The 15751-nt window shown below is 54.8% G+C and carries 15 protein-coding genes; 3 read left to right on the top strand and 12 right to left on the bottom strand.

Translation table 11 applies throughout. The features are described from left to right. Positions 1-24 precede the first annotated feature (24 nt). Entirely contained in the window at positions 25-2904 is a 2880-nt protein-coding gene (gcvP, locus tag OQ287_RS04195) for an aminomethyl-transferring glycine dehydrogenase (RefSeq protein ID WP_265895689.1), read from the top strand. Between the two features lie 66 nt (positions 2905-2970). On the opposite strand, the gene OQ287_RS04200 is transcribed toward gcvP, so the two are convergent. Continuing rightward, a complete protein-coding gene (locus OQ287_RS04200) occupies positions 2971-3888 on the bottom strand; it encodes a LysR family transcriptional regulator (protein ID WP_250936894.1) in 918 nt (305 codons plus the stop codon). A gap of 185 nt (positions 3889-4073) precedes the next feature. Between OQ287_RS04200 and OQ287_RS04205 the strand changes: the two genes are divergently transcribed. Further along, entirely contained in the window at positions 4074-4379 is a 306-nt protein-coding gene (locus OQ287_RS04205; RefSeq protein WP_265895690.1) for a hypothetical protein, read from the top strand. Continuing rightward, positions 4376-5743 carry a nucleotide 5'-monophosphate nucleosidase PpnN gene (ppnN, locus tag OQ287_RS04210; protein ID WP_250936898.1) on the top strand — a complete coding sequence of 456 codons (1368 nt, stop codon included), beginning with the start codon at positions 4376-4378 and terminating at the stop codon, positions 5741-5743. The genes OQ287_RS04205 and ppnN overlap by 4 nt, the downstream gene beginning before the upstream one ends. A gap of 107 nt (positions 5744-5850) precedes the next feature. Here the strand turns inward: ppnN and OQ287_RS04215 are convergent, their stop codons facing one another. From OQ287_RS04215 to OQ287_RS04265, 11 genes are all read right to left on the bottom strand, one after another. Continuing rightward, entirely contained in the window at positions 5851-6234 is a 384-nt protein-coding gene (locus OQ287_RS04215) for a hypothetical protein (protein WP_265895691.1), read from the bottom strand. Further along, positions 6231-6680, bottom strand: a complete 450-nt coding sequence (locus OQ287_RS04220) for a flavodoxin (RefSeq protein WP_250936903.1) — start codon at positions 6678-6680, stop codon at positions 6231-6233. The genes OQ287_RS04215 and OQ287_RS04220 overlap by 4 nt, the downstream gene beginning before the upstream one ends. A 109-nt stretch (positions 6681-6789) precedes the next feature. Then, the gene (gene ihfA, locus OQ287_RS04225) at positions 6790-7101 is read right to left on the bottom strand and encodes an integration host factor subunit alpha (RefSeq protein ID WP_250936905.1); all 312 of its coding nucleotides are present in this window, start codon (positions 7099-7101) and stop codon (positions 6790-6792) included. A 20-nt stretch (positions 7102-7121) separates the two neighbouring features. Further along, entirely contained in the window at positions 7122-9503 is a 2382-nt protein-coding gene (gene pheT, locus OQ287_RS04230; RefSeq protein WP_265895692.1) for a phenylalanine--tRNA ligase subunit beta, read from the bottom strand. 21 nt (positions 9504-9524) lie between these two features. Beyond that, the gene (gene pheS / locus OQ287_RS04235; protein ID WP_265895693.1) at positions 9525-10544 is read right to left on the bottom strand and encodes a phenylalanine--tRNA ligase subunit alpha; all 1020 of its coding nucleotides are present in this window, start codon (positions 10542-10544) and stop codon (positions 9525-9527) included. A 136-nt stretch (positions 10545-10680) separates the two neighbouring features. Further along, complete coding sequence (rplT, locus tag OQ287_RS04240; protein WP_250936914.1) at positions 10681-11037, bottom strand: 50S ribosomal protein L20; 357 nt, start codon at positions 11035-11037, stop codon at positions 10681-10683. A 32-nt stretch (positions 11038-11069) separates the two neighbouring features. After that, complete coding sequence (rpmI, locus tag OQ287_RS04245; RefSeq protein ID WP_265895694.1) at positions 11070-11264, bottom strand: 50S ribosomal protein L35; 195 nt, start codon at positions 11262-11264, stop codon at positions 11070-11072. A gap of 78 nt (positions 11265-11342) precedes the next feature. Continuing rightward, positions 11343-11882, bottom strand: coding sequence for a translation initiation factor IF-3 (gene infC, locus OQ287_RS04250; protein WP_265895905.1), 540 nt, complete (start codon positions 11880-11882; stop codon positions 11343-11345). Positions 11883-11916: 34 nt separating this feature from the next. Next, entirely contained in the window at positions 11917-13815 is a 1899-nt protein-coding gene (thrS, locus tag OQ287_RS04255; protein ID WP_250936918.1) for a threonine--tRNA ligase, read from the bottom strand. 248 nt (positions 13816-14063) lie between these two features. Further along, positions 14064-14963 (bottom strand): OmpA family protein, encoded by a 900-nt coding sequence (locus OQ287_RS04260; protein ID WP_250936919.1) that lies wholly within the window; start codon positions 14961-14963, stop codon positions 14064-14066. Between the two features lie 299 nt (positions 14964-15262). Next, positions 15263-15748, bottom strand: coding sequence for a DUF2489 domain-containing protein (locus tag OQ287_RS04265; protein ID WP_250936920.1), 486 nt, complete (start codon positions 15746-15748; stop codon positions 15263-15265). Positions 15749-15751 lie beyond the last annotated feature (3 nt).

The following is a 15751-nucleotide window of genomic DNA, read 5'->3' on the forward strand; positions in this document are numbered from 1 at the left end:
TCTGATGATGCAAGGGGCTTGTGCATGACCTTTGATTCTCGCCCGCTTCACGCTCTTGATCATTCTGATGCCTTCCCGGCTCGCCACAATGGTCCTGACGATGAAACGTTGCCCACCATGCTGGAGGCCATGGGGCTCGAAAGCGTTGAGCAACTGCTGGCCAATACCCTGCCTGACCCCATTCGCATAAGCGAGCCGCTACAGCTTGCTCCCCCCTGCAGTGAAGCTCAGGCACTGAGCGAACTGCAGACGATTGCGGAGCGCAACCAGGTATTTCGCTGCCATCTGGGTCAGGGATACTACCCCACCCATACGCCATCAGTGATCACAAGGAACCTGCTCGAAAATCCCGGCTGGTATACGGCATATACGCCCTATCAACCGGAAATTTCCCAGGGCCGGCTGGAAGCCCTTCTGAACTTCCAGCAGATGGTCATGGACATGACCGCCATGCCCATTGCCAATGCATCACTGCTGGATGAGGCCACGGCCGCGGCCGAAGCAATGACCCTGTGCCGCCGTGCCAACCGCAAGCACACCAGCAATGCCTTTTTCGTTGCCGATGACGTGCTTGCCCAGACACAAGACGTTATTGCGACACGTGCCCATTATCTGGGCATAGAGATTATTACCGGCCCGGCAGCATCACTCTGCGAACATGACGTATTCGGCGCGCTGATCCAGTACAGCGGTGAAAGTGGTTATATTCATGATCTGCCGTCGCTGATCAGTGCTGCACACGACCAAAAGGCCATGATTGCCGTCGCCTGCGACCTCATGAGTCTGGCGGTACTGGAAGCACCCGGCACCTGGCAGGCCGATATTGCACTGGGCAACAGTCAGCGTTTTGGTGTTCCCATGGGCTTTGGTGGTCCCCATGCCGCCTTCTTTGCCGTCAGTGATGCCCTGAAACGCATGATGCCCGGACGGGTTATCGGTGTCTCACGCGATACCCGGGGTCAACTGGCCCTGCGCATGGCCATGCAGACTCGGGAGCAGCACATACGCCGTGAGAAGGCGACGTCCAATATCTGTACCGCCCAGGCCCTGCTGGCCAATATGGCCGGATTTTATGCAGTGCATCATGGCGCCAAAGGCATTCACACCATCGCCAGCCGGATTCATCGACTGACCACCCTGCTATTCAAGGGACTTCAGGACGCCGGAATCACGGTGCGGCATTCACGCTACTTTGACACGCTGACCCTTGATGGTCTCGCGGTCAGTGAGCTTCGCTCACGTGCGCTAAAACAGGGTATTAACCTCTACTACCGCGACGATGGTGGCGTAAGCATCAGTCTGAATGAGACCACCACCCGCGAACACGTCACCGACCTGCTTGGAATCATTACTGCAGACTCGGCACCCGACCTGAGCGCACTGGACCAAGAGGTGATTAATCAGGCGCTGACCGGACTTCCCGGCGATCTCATGCGCAAGTCGGACTACCTCACTCATCCGGTATTTACTCGCTACCACAGCGAAACCGAGCTGATGCGTTACATGAAGCGCCTGGAAAACCGGGACCTGTCTCTGGTACATGCCATGATCCCACTGGGGTCATGCACCATGAAGCTCAATGCCGCAGCGGAAATGGCGCCGATCAGCTGGCCCGGATTTGCCGATATCCACCCCTTTGCTCCTCGTGATCAGACCGCAGGCTATCAACAGCTGATCGAGGAACTATCCGGATTTCTGACGGCCATTACCGGCTATGAAAGAATCTCCATGCAGCCCAACTCGGGCGCTCAAGGGGAATATGCAGGGCTGATTGCCATACGCCGCTACCAGGCCGCACAGGGGGAAGGCCATCGCCGTATCTGCTTGATCCCTTCCTCGGCACATGGCACCAATCCTGCCTCGGCGACCATGGTCGACATGGATGTTGTGGTAGTGAACTGCGATCGCGAAGGAAACATCGATATCGCGGATCTGGAAAGCAAGGCAGACAAGCATCAGGCCAATCTGTCCGCCATCATGCTGACCTACCCCTCCACGCACGGTGTCTTTGAACAAAACGTGCAGCAGGCCTGCGACATTGTTCATCGCTACGGCGGACAGGTATATATCGACGGGGCCAACATGAACGCACAGGTAGGGCTGGCCCGACCAGGCGATTATGGCGGTGATGTCTCTCACCTGAACCTGCACAAGACATTTTGCATACCACATGGCGGTGGAGGCCCGGGCATGGGCCCTATCGGCGTCAAGGCACATCTGGCACCGTATCTGCCCGATCATGTACATGACAGCGGCAAGCCAGGCAGCATGGCCGTTTCAGCCGCCGCGTTTGGCAGCGCATCCATTCTGCCGATTTCCTGGGCTTACATCCGGATGATGGGCGCCAGTGGCCTGACTCAGGCCAGCAGGCTGGCCATTGTCAACGCCAACTATATCGCGCACCAACTGGCCCCCCATTACTCGGTTCTTTATCGGGGACACAAGGGACAGGTGGCACACGAATGCATTCTGGATGTGCGCCCCCTCAAACAGGCCACCGGCATTACCGAAGAGGATATTGCCAAGCGGCTGATGGACTACGGCTTCCATGCCCCGACCATGTCATTCCCTGTCGGCGGAACATTGATGATTGAGCCGACCGAATCGGAGTCCCTGCGGGAACTGGACAGGTTCTGCAATGCCATGATTTCGATTCGCCACGAAATACAACGCATCGAGGATGGCGACTGGCCGGCCGACAATAACCCACTGGTCAACGCCCCGCACACTCACCGCGACATGCTGGCGCAGACAGACAGGCCTTACGGTCTGGACCTGGCACTGTTTCCTGCCGGGGATACGGCCAACAAGTTCTGGCCTTCGGTCAACCGGGTCGACAATGTTTTCGGCGATCGCAATCTGATTTGCTCGTGCCCCTCCATCGATCATTACCGCAACGATTGATACCGAAATCCAAAAGCAGAAAGCCCACCAGCAGGTGGGCTTTTCATCAGTACCTCAAACTCATGCTTATCTGGCCGCAGGAGGCTGTTCGCTATAGCCATATAACGTGGCATGGCGCTGCTCGCGAAAGTCCGTCAGCAATTGATCATAACGGCGAGCCAGCTCGGTGCCGGTACGAGTAACCAGATAAAAGGCTTCATACGCTGGCGTGGCCAGAGGTACCTCCAGCACCTGTCGCTGCCACGGAGATGTTTCAAGTACCGAGCGGGCAACGACAGTAAACCCCAGCCCGCGTGCTACAGCATCCAGCACCACACCCACATCGTTGGTATACCCCTTGAGCGGTACATGGCTCATGGAGCGAAACTCATCCGCGAAATTCTCACGCAGCAGTTGCGTGGCATTATTGATGCCATCGAAGTAATTGATAAAACCCAGTGCCATCAGCTCGGTCAGTCCATTACCACGAAAATCGGCCGGTACGACCAGACACAGGGGCTCATGATGCCAGAGGGTAAAGGTCAGCTCGGAATGCTTGACCTGATCAGAGACCAGTCCAAGATCATAGCGGCCCGCCAGGACGTCCTGGACAATCTCCTGATTAAAGGCAAAATTATAATTGATGGTCAATCCGGAGTAGACCTGCTGGTATCCCAGTACAAAGGGATAAAAAATCAGGCCTATGCTGGAAGGACTGGCAATACGGCACTCACCTGCATGAGACGACTCATCGTCCAGTGAATGCTTGAAATGCTCATGTTCAGCAAAGAGCTTGACTGCATAGTCATAGGCTCTCCGGCCGGCATCGGTCAGGGTAAATCGGCGCCCGTGTCGGCGCAGGAGTGTCCTGTCCAGATAGGTTTCAAGCTTTCTGATGTGCTGACTGACACCAGGTTGCGTCATGCCGAGCTTACCCGCAGTCTGTGTAAAACTGCCGGTTTCGACAAGCGTGATAAAGGTACGAAAATACTGGGCATTGAACATCAGGGATCTGCCGGCTCGATCATCCAGGGGGGGCATCTATCATCAACGGTCTACTGTCTGACCTGCGGTCATACTCCGGCATATTACCAGAGACGCAACCTGCGCGCAGCGCTGAGAAGTCACGTTCGGCATGGTAGCATCCCACGTAGTGGCTACTGACACCATTCAACCAGACAGAGGCAGATATGCAGGATCTTTTTCTCGCACGCGGCGACGCCATCAAGCAACAACTACTGCATATGGAAAGCCAGGCAGCCGAGGACGACCTTTTTGCACTGGGCTACTTGATCCCGCAAACAGAACTAGTACAGGAAATGGCCGATTACAACGCCGACGATGTCACGGCCGACGATTTTGATGAAACCTTCGAACACTGGCTACTGACTGCCTTTGATCAGGATCACATGGGCGATACCGATCGCCAGCGCATTACCGAACTCTGGCAGAACGCCTGCCACAATGCGGAACAGCAAGGAAACACAGCACCATGACAGATACGGTTTCGACCATTATTTCACCGGAAGGCAGTCTGGAAGTCCTGTCACAGCAGGAAGTCAATCGACTGAGGGACACCTCCGCCAGTGGCATTCACGACATTTTAAGACGCTGTGCTCTGGCCATCCTCAACTATGGTGCGCTGACCGATGACAGCCGCAGCGTTCTTGAGACCTATCACGATTTTGATATAGAAGTACTGCAGCAGGACCGAGGCGTGCGGCTTCGGATCACCAATGCCCCGGCCCATGCATTTGTTGACGGCAAGATGATTCGTGGGATTCGTGAGCTACTGTCATCCGTGCTGCGCGATATTGTCTATGTCAGCAATGAGATTCAGAACCAGTCCCGGTTTGACCTGACTTCTTCCGAAGGAATCACCAATGCGGTGTTTCATATTCTACGCAATGCCGGCGTACTGGCCTCATCGAATGACCCAAGCCTGGTAGTCTGCTGGGGAGGCCATTCGATAAACCGGGTAGAATATGACTACACCAAATCCGTGGGGTATCACCTTGGCCTGAGAGACCTGGATATCTGCACCGGCTGTGGCCCAGGTGCCATGAAAGGCCCCATGAAGGGAGCCAATGTAGCGCATGCCAAACAGCGTCGACACCATGGCCGTTACCTTGGCATATCCGAGCCAGGCATCATTGCCGCCGAGTCACCCAACCCGATCGTGAATCAGCTGATCATCATGCCGGACATCGAGAAACGGCTGGAAGCCTTTGTTCGCATGGGCCATGGCATTATCGTGTTCCCGGGAGGCGTCGGTACCGCAGAAGAAATCCTGTACCTGCTGGGTATCCTGCTGAACCCTGAAAATGAAGGCATGCCCTTCCCGGTCGTATTTACCGGCCCGAAGGAAAGCGCCGAATACTTCAGAAAGATCGATGCCTTCATCCAGTACACCCTGGGTGAGAAGGCACGCAATCTCTACCGCATTATCGTTGATGATGCCGTGGAAGTAGCTCGCTTCATGCGCCAGGGAGTGGACGATGTGGCGAGCTTTCGTCGCGAGCATCAGGACGCCTTCTACTTCAACTGGCGCCTGAAGATTGCCGATGATTTTCAGCAGCCGTTCGAGCCCACCCATGATGCCATGGCATCACTGCCCCTGCACAAGGATCAGGAAGTTCACGCGTTGGCCGCCAATCTCCGTCGCGCCTTTTCCGGGATTGTCGCCGGCAATGTGAAGGAAAACGGCATTCGTGCCATTGAAGAAAAGGGCCCCTTCAAGCTCAATGCAGAGCCCGAGATGATGAAACGCCTTGACGAGTTGCTCACCTCGTTTGTCGCTCAGGGGCGCATGAAACTACCTGGAGCAGCCGAATATGTGCCCTGCTACACGCTTGAATGACCATGCATCAGTGCGGCAAAGGGTGCTGAAGGCACCGGATTGAAAAAAAGAAAAGCGCGGCCAGGCCGCGCTTTTCGGTCAGGGCTACTGCTGAAAGGTCAGGCAGCTTACCGCTGTCGCCACTGCCTGAGTACGTGAATCAGTAACGCTACCACTGCAGCCCTTGAGAGCGTGGACCAGAACAATGCTCCTCCACTCACCTGCGCGGTATTACCCACGTTAAACCAGGCTAGAATACCCAGCATAAGTGCTGCCAAAAGCCACCACATCAGCCACTGAATCACCCCTCTTGCTACCTGCCGCCCCTCACCGTCAAAACGTACGCGCTGCTGGAAAACAGCCAGCGCTGCCACGGCGAAGATACCAAGGCCCAATAAAAGACAGCGCGTCATATCATGCTGCCACCAGAACCATGGCAGCGAGGCCAGCATGGTACCCACCAGGGCCCACAATGAAGAGAGCCGACCGGCACTCATGGGCTCACTGATCACAGGCTATCTATCCACTGTTCGACCCATGGCATGGCAGCGTCGTCAGCCATGAAGGTTTCCATGGCATCGATTTCAAGCCGGTCCCCGATACGACGCGCCCCACATTCACTGAGCAGAGCATCCAGTGATCGGCCGGCACCACAGAACGTTTCTGCGTAGGAACTGTCCCCCAATGCCACAAGTCCATAGCGAAGGCCCGACAGATCGGGATGCTGATCACGAATGGACTCAACAAAGGGAAGCAGGTTGCCCGGAACATCGCCACTGCCGGTCGTGGAAATGCAGAACAGGGAAAGATCGGCACGCGCGGTAGTAATTGACTCCATGGGCGGATCTTCATGAATCGTCACGGTATAGCCGGCCTGTTCAAACAGCGGCTGTACCTGCTCAGCCACATCCAACGCACCACCATATACAGTGGCCACAAATATATTCAGGGTAGACACGATAAACTCCGAATAAGGTAGGTCAGCATTTACATACTACTGGTATCAAAAGGGCGCCCTTGCAGGCGCCCTTTCATTACAGTCTTCGAACAGACAAACATTCGCCCGCTCAGGCCTCACGAGCCTTGGCATTACTGTAGGTTTCCACACGGCTTTTGAGCTTCTGACCAGGGCGAAAGGTAACTACCCGACGTGCGGAAATGGGAATTTCCTCACCGGTCTTGGGGTTGCGTCCAGGACGCTCACGCTTGTCGCGAAGATCAAAGTTACCAAAGCCTGACAGCTTGACCTGTTCATTCTCACGCAAACATCCGCGAATCTCATCGAAAAAGGTTTCGACCATATCCTTGGCATCACGCTTGGACAACCCAAGCTCGGTATGCAGATGCTCAGCCAGTTCCGCTTTGGTCAGTGCACTCATGCCCTGTTTCTCCGTTGTAATTACCCTCTAAGAGTAGCGCCGAATCGCTGTCCAAGCTCATCAACAATTCGAGCCACCCATTCACTGACTTCTTCATCATTGAGGGTGCGCGATGGATGCTGCCAGGTCAAGCCTGCCGCCAGGCTCTTGTAGCCTTCATCAACCCCCTTGCCCTGATAAACGTCGAATAGACGCCAGTCAACCAGCCACTCTCCCGCCTGACTGCGGATAACGTTTTCAACATCACCAAGAGGCAGAGTCTCCGGAACGACCACAGCAAGATCACGACGTACTTCCGGATAACGGGACAAGGGCTTGAAACGTGGAACGGTGCGCTGCTCCACGGCATCAAGAGCCAGCTCGAAGACAAGCACATCTCCCTTGATGCCATGATCAGAGAGGATGGAGGGATGAAGTGCTCCTACCCAGCCAATTGCCGTCTCATCATCATAAATACAGGCAGATTGCCCGGGATGAAGCGCCGAGTGAGACTGAGGAGCAAACCGCCATTGGCGAGCACTGCCGCCCAGGGCCATCAACCCCTCCACATGCGCCTTGATATCAAAGAAATCGAGGCGCCCCTGACGACCGTGCCAGTCTTCCGGATAACGATTACCGTAAACAAGCCCACCAATCCGGCTGGTCTGGGACAGGTTATCAAGCCCCCCGTTGAAGACCTGACCGATCTCGAAGATCTGAACACGATCCTGCTGCCGGTTGAGGTTGTGCTTCAGTGTCTTTAAAAGACCGGGCCAGAGGCCGGCCCGCATGACAGCCATATCCGTTGAAATCGGATTCAGCAGCGCAGGTGATTCGGCATCCGGCAACAGCTGCTGCTGCAGCTCAGGTGCCACGAAGCTGTAGGTGATCGCTTCCTGATACCCCTGGTCGACAAGACACCGCGAAATCAGCGATGGGCCAATACGATGCTCATGCTGCACTTCAGGTGCCAGCGCCATGTCAGGATAGCGAACCGGCATGCGGTTATAGCCATGGATACGGGCAAGCTCTTCGACCAGATCAGCTTCAATACTGATATCAAAGCGCCAGCTGGGTACAGATACAGACCACTCTCCTTCACCGACCGCCCTGGCTTCCATTCCCAGTCGCGTCAGAATGTCCTGGATATCTTCATCAGGCAGCGCCAGACCCAATGCCCGCTCAACACGCTGTGAAGACAGGGCTATGGGCGAGGTTCTGCCGTAATGGCGACCGCCGGAGGCATCCGTGACCGGCCCGGGTCTGGCCCCGGCATAATCAACCAGAAGCTGTGTTGCTCGCTCCATGGCCTGTACGGTCAGCTCAGGGTCAACCCCCCGCTCATATCGATGAGAAGCATCCGTATGAAGGCCGTAGGAACGCGCCCTGCCGGCAATGGCCAGCGGCGTGAAGAATGCAGCTTCCAGAAAAAGAGAAGTTGTCTGACGGGTAACGCTCGATGCCTCTCCACCCATGACCCCTGCCAAGGCCAGCGGCCCGGATTCATCGGCGATGATCAGCGTGTCATCACGAAGCGCAACATCCTGCTGATTAAGCAGTGTCAGACGCTCACCGGAGCGTGCAGTGCGAATGGATACAACCCCATTTACCCTGGCAAGATCAAATGCATGCATCGGGTGACCGAGCTCGAGCAGTACATAGTTGGTTATGTCCACTACGATATCAATCGAACGTACACCACTGCGGCGCAGACGCTCCTTCATCCAGACAGGCGTCGGCGCAGAAACTGTTACGTCGCGCACTACTCGTCCCAGATAATGCGGGCACAGATCAGGCGATTGAATAACCGCATCACGCGCATCATCAATAACCGGAGCTACCGATTGAAAATCGGGTGTCCGGACATCAAGCCGGTTCAATACACCGACCTCTCTGGCCACACCCTGAATACTCAGACAGTCGCCCCGGTTGGGCGTGAGATCGACCTCGATAACCTGGTCATCCAGTGACAGAGCCTCTCGAAGGTCGTCTCCCACGGTCAGCTCTTTCGGCAGCTCAAGAATTCCGGCCGAGGTACCTTCCTCAAGGCCAATCTCGGAAGCCGAACAAATCATGCCGAAGGATTCAACACCGCGCAGCCTTGCCTTCTTGATCTTGAAGTTTTCAGGCAGTACAGCGCCCACCTGAGCAAACGCAACGTACAGCCCTTCTGCTACATTGGAAGCTCCGCACACTACCTGAACGCTATCGCTGCCGGTATCGACCTGGCAGACGTTCAACTTGTCGGCATCGGGATGCGGCGCAATGGAAGCAATACGCGCAACAATAACACCTGAAAAATCAGCACTGGCCGGCTCAATACCATCGACCTCCAGACCGGCCATGGTGATTTGATCTGCAATTGCCTGAGTGTCCAATGCTGGTGAAACCCACTCGCGCAACCATGTCTCTGAAACTTTCATAGGGCCTCGCTAGCCTTTCACTTACTGGAACTGGCGCAAAAAACGCAGATCGTTTTCAAAAAACAGACGCAGGTCGTTAACGCCATACCTGAGCATGGCAAGCCGCTCTACCCCCATCCCGAAGGCAAATCCGGAATACCGGTCAGCATCGATTCCTGCATGATGGAACACCTCCGGATGCACCATGCCGCAGCCCATGATTTCAAGCCAACCGGTATGTGAACAAACTCGACAACCATCGCCCAGGCACATTACACACTGTACATCCACTTCGGCAGAGGGCTCGGTGAAGGGAAAGTACGAGGGGCGAAAACGAACATCAAGATCATCACGCTCAAAGAAGGCTCGCAGAAAAGCTTCAACGGTACCCTTGAGATCGGCAAAGCTTACATGTTCATCAACAAACAGACCCTCTACCTGATGAAACATCGGACTATGCGTCAGATCCGAATCGCATCGATAAACGCGGCCGGGGCAAATAAGCCGAACGGGAGGTGTCTGCGCCTTCATGGTTCTGACCTGCACCGGCGAGGTATGCGTACGCAGTAGACGCGTGGCATCAAAATAGAAGGTGTCGTGCATGGCCCGCGCCGGGTGGTGCGAGGGAATATTCAGTGCTTCGAAATTATGGAAGTCATCCTCGATCTCGGGACCTTCCGCCACATGATATCCAATGTGGGTAAACAGCTGCTCGATTCGCTCAAGGGTGCGTGTCACCGGATGCAATCCGCCTGCAGGCACACTTCGGCCAGGCAGGGTGACATCAACGGTTTCAGAGGCAAGCCGCGCAGACATGGCCGCCTGGTTCAGCTGATCTTTTTTCAGTTCAATTGCTTGTTCAAGCGACTGCTTGGCTCGGTTGATAGCCTCGCCTGCCTTTGGGCGCTCTTCCGGCGACAGCTTGCCAAGGCCCTTCAACTGAGCGGTGAGCTCACCCTTCTTGCCCAGATAGCGAACGCGCAATTCATCAAGCACTTGCGCTGTTTCGGCGTCATCGATTGCTCGCTCTGCTTCGATGACCAACGCAGAAAGATGATCCATCCGTTAGCTCCACTGACAAATGACTCTGATCCATTCCAACACCCGAGGGCATCAGTGGATAGACAAAAAATAAGGGAAGAGCGGCATGCTCTTCCCTTACGATGCGATTACAGATCCCGTTCAGGGACATGTAGTCTTACGACTGAGCAGCCTTGGCTTTCTCGACGATAGCACCAAATGCAGCTTTTTCATGAACAGCCAGATCAGCCAGCACCTTACGGTCAATTTCGATGCCGCTTTTCTTCAGGCCGGCAACGAATTTGCTGTAGGACAGACCGTGAATGCGTGCTGCTGCATTGATACGGGTAATCCACAGGGCACGGAACTGACGCTTCCGCTGGCGGCGGTCACGGTATGCATACTGACCGGCCTTGATGACTGCCTGTTTGGCTACACGGAAGGTACGCGAGCGCGCTCCGTAGTAACCCTTGGCCTGCTTAAGAATCTTGCTGTGACGACGGCGTGCGACGACACCACGTTTAACGCGGGGCATAGCTTTCTCCTGATAAAATCAATAGTCGACGATTAAAGGTTGGGTAGCATACGTGCAATCAGCTGACGATCAGCATCATGGACCTGCTTCATCCCGCGCAGCTGACGCTTACGCTTGGTCGATTTCTTAGTCAGGATGTGGCTACGAAAGGACTGCTTGTGCTTGAAGCCATTGGCAGTCTTCTTGAATCGCTTGGCAGCGCCGCGATTTGTCTTTACTTTAGGCATAATAAATGCTCCATCATTTTATTAAGAAAATCCAGGGCCGGTGCGCCATTTAGACGCACCAGTTAGGGAGCCGTTGGATCACTTCTTCTTGGGGGCCAGCATCATGATCATCTGCCGACCTTCCATTTTCGGACGCGATTCAACTACTGCAAGCTCCTCAAGGTCACCCTCGATTCGCTCCATCAGCTTGCGCCCGATCTCCTGGTGCGCCATCTCGCGTCCGCGGAAACGAAGGGTAACCTTACCCTTGTCACCGTCTTCAAGAAAGCGGATCAGGTTGCGAAGCTTGACCTGATAATCGCCTTCATCCGTACCAGGACGGAATTTAACTTCCTTGATCTGGATCTGTTTCTGTTTCTTCTTCTGGGCAGATTTCTGCTTTTTCTGCTCGAAAAGAAATTTCCCATAATCCATTATCTTGCAAACGATAGGGTCAGCATTGGAAATCTGAACAAGATCCATGCCTGCCTCTTCAGCCATCGCCAGAGCCTCGGGAAAGGGTACAACCCCTTTCTGCTCGCCTTCAGCGTCGATAAGGCGTACTTCGTCTGCACGAATACGGTCGTTAATGGGTGGGCGCTTCTCTTGAGCGCGGCCACGTTGATTATTCCGCTTGATCGCTACGTCTCCGTATGATGTTTAAAAGAAAAGACTACTTGTCACTGTCAGACAGTGTAGCAAGAAGTTTCGAAACCGGCATGCTTCCAAGGTCTTCACCGGTACGAGTCCGTACCGCTACGTGACCGGCCTCGACTTCCTTATCACCAATAACCAGCAGATAAGGAACTTTCATCAGCGTATGTTCCCGGATTTTAAAACCAATCTTCTCGTTTCTCAAGTCCGACTTGACGCGAACGTCTGCAGACTGTAACTGATCGACTACCGAGCGAGCATATTCCGAGTGGGCATCCGTGATACTCATCACAACGGCCTGAACTGGCGCAAGCCAGCTGGGCAGATTGCCAGCGTAGTGTTCAATGAGGATACCGATAAAGCGCTCCATCGATCCTACAATGGCCCTGTGCAGCATGACAGGAGGATAACGGTTACCATCCTCGGCCACGTACTGGGCGCCAAGCCTTGTCGGCATCATGAAATCAACCTGCATGGTACCGACCTGCCATTCACGACCCAGGCAATCCTTCATGTGATACTCGATCTTGGGCCCGTAAAATGCGCCCTCCCCAGGAAGCTCGGTCCAGGTTACATCACACTGCGAGAGAGCATTGCGAAGTGCCCCTTCGGCACGATCCCAGACCTCATCATCACCCAACCGCTTTTCAGGGCGCAGGGCAATCTTCACCTCGATATCATCAAAGCCGAAGTCACCATACACCTTGAGCGCCTGCCGATGGAAGTCGGTAACCTCGGATTCGATCTGTTGCTCAGTACAGAATACGTGGCCATCATCCTGGGTAAAGGCACGAACACGCATGATGCCATGCAGTGCACCGGATGGCTCGTTACGGTGACAACCACCAAATTCACCAAAGCGAACAGGCAGGTCACGGTAGCTCTTGAGCCCCTGATTGAACAACTGAACATGCCCCGGGCAGTTCATGGGCTTCAGAGCGTATTCACGTTTCTCTGACTCGGTGAAAAACATGTTCTCTGCATAGTTGTCCCAATGTCCAGATTTCTTCCAGAGTGAGACATCCATGACCTGCGGACAGCGCACTTCCTGATAACCGCCCTGCTTGTATACACCCCGCAGATATTGCTCAACCACCTGCCAGATGGACCAGCCACCCGGATGCCAGAATACCATACCCGGTGACTCTTCCTGCATATGGAAGAGATCCATGCGCTTGGCCAGTTTGCGGTGATCGCGCTTTTCCGCTTCTTCCAGCCGTGTCAGATATGCCTTGAGCTGTTTTTTATCACCCCACGCCGTGCCATAAATACGAGTCAGCATCGGCTTGGTCGAATCTCCACGCCAGTAGGCGCCGGCAAGCTTCAAAAGCTTGAATGACTTGAGGTGACGGGTATTGGGCACGTGCGGACCTCGGCACATGTCCACATATTCCTGGTGATGATAAAGACGAATGGTGTCACCTTCACCGATGCCCGAAACGATCTCCTGCTTGTATGGTTCGTTCCGAGCTGCAAACGTGGCTTCAGCCTTGTCCTTGCCTACGTATTCACGCTCAACATCATAACTGGTATCGATCAGCGCTTTCATGCGCTTTTCGATGGCTTCCAGATCATCTGCCGAAATGGACTGACCAAAATCGATGTCGTAGTAAAAGCCATCATCAATGACCGGACCGATTGCCATTTTGGCGTCCGGATACAGCTGTTTTACTGCGTGGCCCAGCAGGTGTGCACAGGTATGGCGTATGATTTCGAGACCTTCATGGTCACGCGCAGTAATGATGGCTACGTCAGCATCCTGCTCAATCACATCAGCTGCATCGACAAGCTGGCCATTGATTTTTCCGGCGACAGCAGCCTTGGCAAGCCCGGGACCTATCGACTCGGCTACGCCCATGATGGAAACAGGCGCATCGAAGCGTCGTTGAGAACCGTCGGGAAGGGTTATAACAGGCATTGAAAATCCTCTGGTTCAGTGGTGACCCCTACCAAGGATCACGTGAACAATCATATAGATGGTGACCAATGCCGTTTTCTGAACCTGCCCGCCTTACACGGCGGTATGCGATTCAGCCCAGGCATTGGCCAGTGAAGCCGGCCTACCTTATCAGGGGCACTGCAAGCCCGTCCAGACAACACAAAAAAGCCCCGGCATTGGCCGGGGCTTTCTGCTTGCGCTCGGCTGATGCCGGGCGAAGGAACTGCTTAGTTCAGCTCACCTGCGCTACCCAGCGGACGAAGCTCTACGCGACGGTTCTGCGCACGACCTTCTGCAGTCTGGTTGGTAGCAACAAAGTTGGTTTCACCCAGACCCTGGGTTTCCATGCGGCTGGCGTCAACGCCCTGGCTTGCCAGGTAGCTCTTGACGGAATCAGCACGACGCTGAGACAGGTCCTTGTTGTAGGAGTCAGAACCAACAGAGTCGGTATAACCTTCAACGCGAACGCGAACGCTGTCGCTACCGTTCAGCTTCTGAGCAACGCCGTTCAGGATCTGTTCGGCACTGGAAGTCAGCTGCGCGGAGTCAAACTTGAAGTTGACATCATGCAGGACAACATTGGCCGGGCAGCCCAGCGCATTTACCTTGGTACCAGCCGGAGTATTCGGGCACTGGTCCTGGTAATCCGGCACGCCATCACCGTCGGAATCAAGCGGGCAGCCCTTGGCATCAACGCTTACGCCAGCCGGTGTACCCGGGCACTGATCCTGATAGTCAGCAACACCGTCATTGTCGGAATCAAGCGGGCAGCCCTGTGCGTCAACTGCAACGCCAGCCGGTGTACCCGGGCACTGATCACGGTCATCCGGCACGCCATCATTATCGGAATCCATGGACGTCGGAGAATTGTCAGCACAAAGCATGGCGCCTGCTGTTGCACCGGCGACACCGCCGATGGCACCACCAGTTTCCTCGTCGCTGTCGCCGCTGACGCTGTAACCGATACCACCACCGATCAGACCACCAGCCAGACCACAGACGAAGGGAGTGGAATACCAGGGTTGATCGGAAGAACCTGCAGTAGAGGAACTGCTGGAGCTTGCACAGCCGGAAAGGCCCATGACAAGTGCAGAACCGAGCAGTAAGCCAGTCGCTGATTTATTCATTTAAAACTCCTTCGGGATACATCCAGGTTAGCTTCATGCTAACCGGTCGTTAATGACAGCAAAGGGTCAGGGCGCGCTCCATTGAGCAATCCAAGCGTCGCACTCTCTGCTCTCATCACCTGAATAGAGGCCAGGCCCCTATCACGCTTATAAACTGCCCTGTTCACCGGAATGATGCAATAGTCGAACAGCGTTTTCAATGTGTTTATCAAACAATGGACTTAATCGAAAGCGCGGCCGAAAAAGGGCATCATGAAAGCCTTCAGGGCATATTCCACAAGACAATAGCATAAAATAGATCAAGTGCCAGATGTGGCGTCCTTGACCTCAACCCCCAGACCACTGCACATCCCCTGCAGCTCCATGGCTGCTGCATGAATACGATCACGATAATTGCCGGCAATATTCAATCGCTCGCGATCCTCCTTCATGCGCTCACGTGCGGGTAGTTCCGAGCGTGATTGATGGGTATGCAGATGCGCGGTTTTTTCGCGAATTTCAGGCAGCACTTTCAGAGGTTCACGTTCAAACAGGGTGCTATCCAGAATGTCTATGATCACACACGCCCTGAGCACACCTTCTACCAGATCGACCTGATCTGCCAGCATCGCCCTTGAAATCACATCCAGGTTAGCCAGGCACTGTACACGAGCACGCTCAACCTCACTGGCGGCCCTCGCCTGGCGCACACGCACCTCTTTCCAGAGCCTGTGCGCATACAGGGCAAGTCCGGCCACGGTCAAGATACACGCTGCCAGAATGACCCAAAGCCATATTGCCGACATTAT

This window comes from Larsenimonas rhizosphaerae (genome assembly GCF_026240105.1).
Classification (GTDB): domain Bacteria; phylum Pseudomonadota; class Gammaproteobacteria; order Pseudomonadales; family Halomonadaceae; genus Larsenimonas; species Larsenimonas rhizosphaerae.